At 41.5% G+C, this 6223-nt stretch carries 7 protein-coding genes; 3 read left to right on the plus strand and 4 right to left on the minus strand.

Features of this window, described 5'->3' with window-relative positions:
• Positions 1-53 precede the first annotated feature (53 nt).
• Complete coding sequence (locus tag QUB44_RS18260) at positions 54-692, minus strand: lysophospholipid acyltransferase family protein (RefSeq protein ID WP_333369728.1); 639 nt, start codon at positions 690-692, stop codon at positions 54-56.
• A 233-nt stretch (positions 693-925) separates the two neighbouring features.
• On the minus strand, positions 926-1315 hold the full coding sequence (locus QUB44_RS18265; protein ID WP_333369729.1) for a substrate-binding domain-containing protein: 390 nt from the start codon (positions 1313-1315) through the stop codon (positions 926-928).
• Positions 1316-1318: 3 nt separating this feature from the next.
• Here QUB44_RS18265 and QUB44_RS18270 point away from each other — a divergent pair, with 3 nt between their 5' ends.
• Both QUB44_RS18270 and QUB44_RS18275 read left to right on the plus strand, forming a co-directional pair.
• On the plus strand, positions 1319-1681 hold the full coding sequence (locus QUB44_RS18270) for a hypothetical protein (RefSeq protein WP_333369730.1): 363 nt from the start codon (positions 1319-1321) through the stop codon (positions 1679-1681).
• A 38-nt stretch (positions 1682-1719) separates the two neighbouring features.
• Positions 1720-2202 (plus strand): hypothetical protein, encoded by a 483-nt coding sequence (locus tag QUB44_RS18275; RefSeq protein ID WP_333369731.1) that lies wholly within the window; start codon positions 1720-1722, stop codon positions 2200-2202.
• Between the two features lie 116 nt (positions 2203-2318).
• Here QUB44_RS18275 and QUB44_RS18280 read toward each other — a convergent pair whose 3' ends face one another.
• Positions 2319-3728 (minus strand): hypothetical protein, encoded by a 1410-nt coding sequence (locus tag QUB44_RS18280; RefSeq protein ID WP_333369732.1) that lies wholly within the window; start codon positions 3726-3728, stop codon positions 2319-2321.
• 223 nt (positions 3729-3951) lie between these two features.
• On the opposite strand from QUB44_RS18280, the gene QUB44_RS18285 reads away from it, so the two are divergent.
• On the plus strand, positions 3952-5349 hold the full coding sequence (locus QUB44_RS18285) for an ATP-binding protein (protein WP_333369733.1): 1398 nt from the start codon (positions 3952-3954) through the stop codon (positions 5347-5349).
• A 60-nt stretch (positions 5350-5409) separates the two neighbouring features.
• On the opposite strand, the gene QUB44_RS18290 is transcribed toward QUB44_RS18285, so the two are convergent.
• Entirely contained in the window at positions 5410-5988 is a 579-nt protein-coding gene (locus QUB44_RS18290) for a Uma2 family endonuclease (RefSeq protein ID WP_333369734.1), read from the minus strand.
• Between the last annotated feature and the right edge of the window lie 235 nt (positions 5989-6223).

A 6223-nucleotide genomic window follows, 5' to 3' on the forward strand; every position in this document is an offset into this window, starting at 1 on the left:
GCATTCATCTATCTGTAGATATAATCTGAAAAACAGCAACAAAAGTTATAAAATCAGCGACCCAAATCGTGCATGGCATTAATCTCGATCGCACATCTTTGAGTCAAGGCTTGCAACTCCTCGCGATCCGACGAACCGGGCGCTTCAATTAGCTTGCCAATTCGCACCGTCAGCGGCACCGGACGCGGCATTCCCGAACCTTTCGAGGAAATCGCGTGAGTTCCCCACAAACTAACAGGTAACAGTGGCGCTTTTGCCTTAGCAGCTATCAGCGCCGCCCCTAATTTCGGTTCAGTAATTCTGCCGTCTGGGGTGCGAGTTCCCTGCAAAAATACACCCGTCGCCCAGCCATTTTCCAAAGAATTGATAGCTGATCGAATTGCACTGCGATCGGCACTTTCCCGCTTCACTGGATAAGCACCGTAAAGCGTAATTGCCTGTTTCAAAAGAGGAACTTTAAATAACTCTTCCTTTGCCATAAATGCGACGGGTCGCCTCATGCAATTCGACAAAATCGGCGGGTCAAAATCGCTGGCGTGATTGCTGACTACTACCACAGGCCCTTCTGCTGGAACATTTTCTGCACCATAGATGCGGCCCCGAAAGTACAGGTGCAGCATCGGGCTGACAATTGACCATTTGAATAAATAGTAGAGAAGTAAACTTTCGACGGGTTCGCGACTTTTGCTCACAGAAAAACCTTAAATTTTAAATTACATCGAATATTAGCCTATCAGTTCAGCAATGACAAAGGAATAGTATTTTGATGTTTGTAGGGTTGCCTGCGGCTGGAAACCGCGCCTACACAAACAAAACCGACCTACGTGGGTTAAAGAAGAAGTCCGCCAGCGCGGACGCAAGCTTGTGTAGCGCCAGACTTCAGTCTGGTGGACTATTTCACTGAATGTCCGATGTTTGCAAAGGCTCAATTTCCGGCCAGCATGGCTTTTTGTCCTTCCGAAGAAGTGGCGTAGCCCAAGAAATCCTTAACTGCTTGGCTAGGAGGATTTTTGTAGGCGTAGTACAACTGCCGCTGGTAAGGATAGTTACCCGCATCCGTTGTTGCACCGTTGACTGGAACAACGCGCACCGTTCTCTGATTGACTACTTGAGCGAAAGTCGCATAGCCAATGCCGTTGTTGCCTAAAGCTTGCAGCAGAGGAGTTGTCGCATCTCGATCGAGCGTGGTAATATTTTTCGTCGTGCCAAACTCGCCACCTCCGAGCACTTGTTCTTTAAACATTTGGTGAGTGCCGCTAACTGCCGGTCTGTTAATTACTTTAATCGGGCCCGCCGGGCCGCCGACTTTTGACAAGTTTTGAGTATTTCCCTTGAAAATATCTTGAACTTGAGCGGAGGAAATTATACCCTTACGGTGTCAGAAACCAATACGACAAAATTTGCTTATGGAGGTCAGTTGCGCCTCTATGACGTGCATATCGCCAAGATGTTTGAGGTGACATATTCGGACTCTCAGGAGATACCCAACCCTGGCGGTAGAACTTGGTATTACCGCGCCGGAAATGGTAAAATTGATATGGGCAATTCAGAATCAACTGTCAGTTTGCTAGCGATATTGCTGATACTTATGGTTGAGGGAAACCAGAGCGTAGTGCGATCGAATATTCTCAGGGGGAGGCTGGGCGACCAATATCCAGGACTCGTTCTATTCCAATTTTAGATATTACTGGTAATAAAATTCAGCGGTAGACGAATTTTGTGCAAGGGTTTCGCCCTCAGTCTGCTAATTCTGAAGGTGGTAATTCTCGATCGAGTATTTCTTTTCCAGTTCGTGAAATTGTATGGCAGATTGAAGGTAAGACGAGAGTACCAATTTTCCTCCCCAGTCAGCTTTTATTCTCAGAAAAAATTTACTTGAAAAACCGAGTAGAAACAAATGGCTATAGTGTTGAAATGGGCCACATACCTAATTGCAGCAGTACGCCTTGCTATATCGGGAGTATCTCAGCAGAAAGAGGTGGAGAAGCAGCCCAAGCACCGCCTAGAGGATTTAGGAGTGAATTCAAAACCATTAAATTAGCCGGCAGAACACAAGGAGTTTTTTCTAATGGCTGCTGTGCTTACTGCACGGCCTTAGTTGAATGGCAGTATCAAGGCGTTTTGTATCGAGTAACGATGAAGAATGGGCGAGAGGAAACGCTTCAAATAGCTAATTCTGCTATTGAAGCTGGGCCTCGCTAGTTAAATATGGAGATAACAGTGCGTCAGGGCAAGTCCTATTCTCCAATAGGAGATTTATTTTCCCTGACGCAGCGTAAAAGTTCTATCTATATAGAAAGCATATCACTTCTAAACTTTTAAGCCGGAAACTTCGCCTGCAAAACATTGTTTTTAATTTTTTCCTCTAATTCATTGACAACCCACATTACACTATGTTCTGGCTCGCTTAAAATAGATTTTTTGATGTCATGTAAAGAGTTGACTAAATCTTCACGCAAACGGGGCTTGTCTTCTTTAACTCCTTGAGTATAATCCCAATAATCCCAAGCGATTAAAGTTATGGCAAGGGTAGGCTCAATCATACTTCCTAGTTTCGCAGAAATAGCAGCTACAGCTTTACTACCTGCTTTAGCAGCAATTGTAGCCGTAATTTTAGCAGTTCCAGCAGCCCCTACAAATCTCACTAAAGATACTTCATCTCCTCGTTCATTTTGTAGCCTAAAATTTATACCTTCTAAATATTTAACCCAGTCGGCTTGGGGAATTGTATACATTTTTGGTACATCATCAAACTCCCTAGATAATTGTTCAATATAAAAATTAGCTGTATCAATTACTATTGTATGAAATTTCATCTCTGCTGAATTTGCTTGCAATACTCTCCTAGAAAATTCTCTTTGAATATTGTTATTTATGCTTTTGGCAATCTTTTCATTGACTCTAGTCGGATTAAACCCATTCATAACATTCTCGCCTATATATTGAAAAAGAACACCAAATTCTTGCTGTTTCTGATTAAAATAATTAAAATACCAATTTAAAAAATCCGTATCAATTCGATTTATTAAATCAGCCTCCCACCGATTCAATTCAGTGTTAGCATATTGTTTAGCACTTTGATTGGCACTGTTCAAAGCTTTTTTGAAAGCTTCTTCTCTTCCACCAAGGGCGACTAGAGATTGAGTAACTTCTATGGAGGGAGGAGAGGTTAATTCTGCCGCTAAAGCCTGACTCATAATTAAGCGTCCCAGTAACGGGATGAATACAATTAGAATTATAATCGACCAAATAATGATACTAACTATCTTAGAAACTTTTACAATGCGCGATTTTTGAGTAGGTTCTTCAGTAAGCTGAGATTCACCAGATTCTTTGGCATTCAACTCAATGGCAACTAATTCTTGATTGCCCAAGACATCAGTTAATTTTTTGTCTAGCTTTTTGGCAATCAACTGACGACCATAAGGTATGCCATTTGAATGACAAACCAGGTTATTCTTTTCGTCTAAAAATACTTGTCCTAAAATTTGCCCTTCGGGATGCTCTTGGCGAATAATTGCTCCTTTTTTTAAATTAGGAGTTGCTGGGCGATCGCTCTGGAAATAACTTATAGCCTCCTCAAAGGTTATCTCCTCTAAAACTTCAGGTGTCCCCAGAATGCGTGGCAAACATTTATTAAATTCGCCAATGATCCGCTGCATATCCCCAGAAGTGAGTTTCTGATCTCCTTGAAAGGCACCTTTGGCAAACCAGTTAAACCGTGTCATATTTCCTCCAGAGCATTTGATAACTTATAAATTTATATTAGAGTCCTTGTATCTCTAATTATTTTACTCTGCAACTAGATTTTTTGATATTTATAAAAGTGTTATTGAGTGTACAGTTAATTTTTTTTAGACTTTTTATTGCTAATAAAAAGTGTTATTTAGTTGCTAAGGTGTTATAAAGTGTGATATGGTGCAATCGTCAAAACTAATCCCACTTTTAGCTATGGATATCGAAGAGGTTTTACAATGGACTGACGAGCAAGTATTTATAAAGAAGGAAAAACATCTTGACTCGTTACAAAGACGTATATTACAAGAAGTTTGGCAAGGTGAGAAATATTCTGAAATAGCGAAAAAAGGCAATCGTAGTGAAGATCGTATTAAACAAGTTGCTGGAAAATTATGGAAGATGCTCTCTGAGATATTGGAAGAAGATATTAAACAATCTAATGTTCGATCTATTTTAGAAAGTAAAGCAGTATCAAGTATTTACAATTATGGTAACTGTTCACAGATAGTTAATAGTAAAATTAATAGAAGCAATATCAATATCTGTGGAGAAAAAAGGCAAGATGCAGAAGAGGTCAAGCAGCGATCGCCCTCACCCCCTGACTCTCCCCAAAATAAAGATCGATCGCCCATAATCGATTTAACAGACGCACCCGAACTCCCTTACTTTTACGATCGCACCTCAGAACTCTCCACCCTCAAACAATGGATTTTGCAAGCCCACACCCGCTTGATTACCATCTACGGATTAAGCGGAATTGGCAAAAGTGCGATCGCCCTCAAACTCATCGAACAAATTCAAACCGAATTTGATTATATTATTTGGTTAAGCCTCACCCACACACCCACACTTTCAACCCTCCAAACCGAACTCAAGCAATTTTTTGGGCGATCGCAACAACCCCCATTACCCACAATCCTCGATTATTTCCGATCTTCTCGCTGTCTAGTCATTCTTGATGACGTACAGAATATTTTTAGTGGTAGTCAATTAGCCGGTCAATATTTAGCAGGCTATGAAGACTATGGCAAATTTTTTAAACAAATTGCCACATCCTCTCATCAGAGTTGTTTAATCCTCCTCAGTTGGGAAAAGCCCAAAGAAATCGCGAATTTAGAAGCCGAAAACCTCTCCACGCGAAGCTTACACCTCAAAGGGTTAGGAGAAGAAGCAGCAGAAATTTTTCAACAAAAAGGATTAGTCGATGAGGAAAAATGGTCAGACTTGATCACCCTTTATCAAGGTCATCCTTCCTGGCTAAATATCATTGCTGCCACTATTTTGGAGTTATTTGATGGTAGCGTTTCCCGGTTTTTATCCGATGTAAATGATTTATTCTTAAGTGACTTAGAGCCGATCTTAGAATCTCATTTAGAGCGTTTATCAGACGCAGAAAAAAAGGCGTTATACTGGTTAGCTAGTCAAAATGAAACTGTAGATATTTCCCTAAAAGCTACTGATAGTGAATTATCCCAACCAGAATTTTGGCAAGCCATACAATCTTTAGCGCGACGCGGCTTAGTGGAAAAAGTGTTAGTAGGAACGCGATCAATGTTTTTTCTCAATCCCGTCTTCAAAGCATACATTCAGTGCAAGTTAAATCTTATATAAGCTATAGGTGATTTCACCCGATCGCAACGCAATTAAACCACCGAATTACTCTTTTCTATTCTACAAAGATCGCATAAAAGCATTCACCGCATCATATTGGTCTGCCATACGCGAATAGAACTCGATCGATCGCAAATCCAAATCCGCCAACAGTTCACTCTTACTCACCAACTCATATCCCGTTGGACGCAAGCAATAAACCGAAATTACACCATCCTCCCAAAACCAAACCTCCTGCACACCCACCCGACGATAGATTTCCAGCGTATCAATTCCACCACTCGTCACTGTCACCTCGGTCGCCAAATCTGGAACTGACTTGCGCGTACCCAAACAATAAGACTCATCCGGTTCTTTCCGTGCGCCCAATTCCTTTATCCCGATCGTCGTACTGCCACGCCCGTAGAAACGAATATTTCTCATCCGCATATAAATTTCTAAAAGCTGACCTAAAGTGCTTTTAGGTTCTTCGTGGGCCTCAGATAAAGGAGCCATAATTTCTAAATACCCATCCAAATAAGTTAAACGTGCCCCCGTTCCTACCAAATCTGCATCCAACTTTTCCAGAGTCTCCCATGTCACGTTTGACAGGAAGGCCCCACCTGTAATCACTCCTGCTTTAGAAATTGCGACAACCATCTGACTTACCTTTCACCATCATTTTTCCATAATATACCACTTCAAAAAGTGGGAGTCTGTAGTCAACTGTTGACTGTTGACTGTTGACTGTTAGCCGATAAAAATATTTTCCCCAAACAAAAAGCGCCCCTATTTCTAGGAGCGCTTTTTGTAATCTCAGACTAAAACTTAGCCATTGATAGAAGGAGCAACCAAAGCTACAGGAGTTGTCTCACCAGCAGCCAAGTCAAGCGGG

Origin of the sequence: Microcoleus sp. AT3-D2 (assembly GCF_036705715.1) — a bacterium.
In the GTDB taxonomy this organism is placed as follows: Bacteria; Cyanobacteriota; Cyanobacteriia; order Cyanobacteriales; family Microcoleaceae; genus Microcoleus.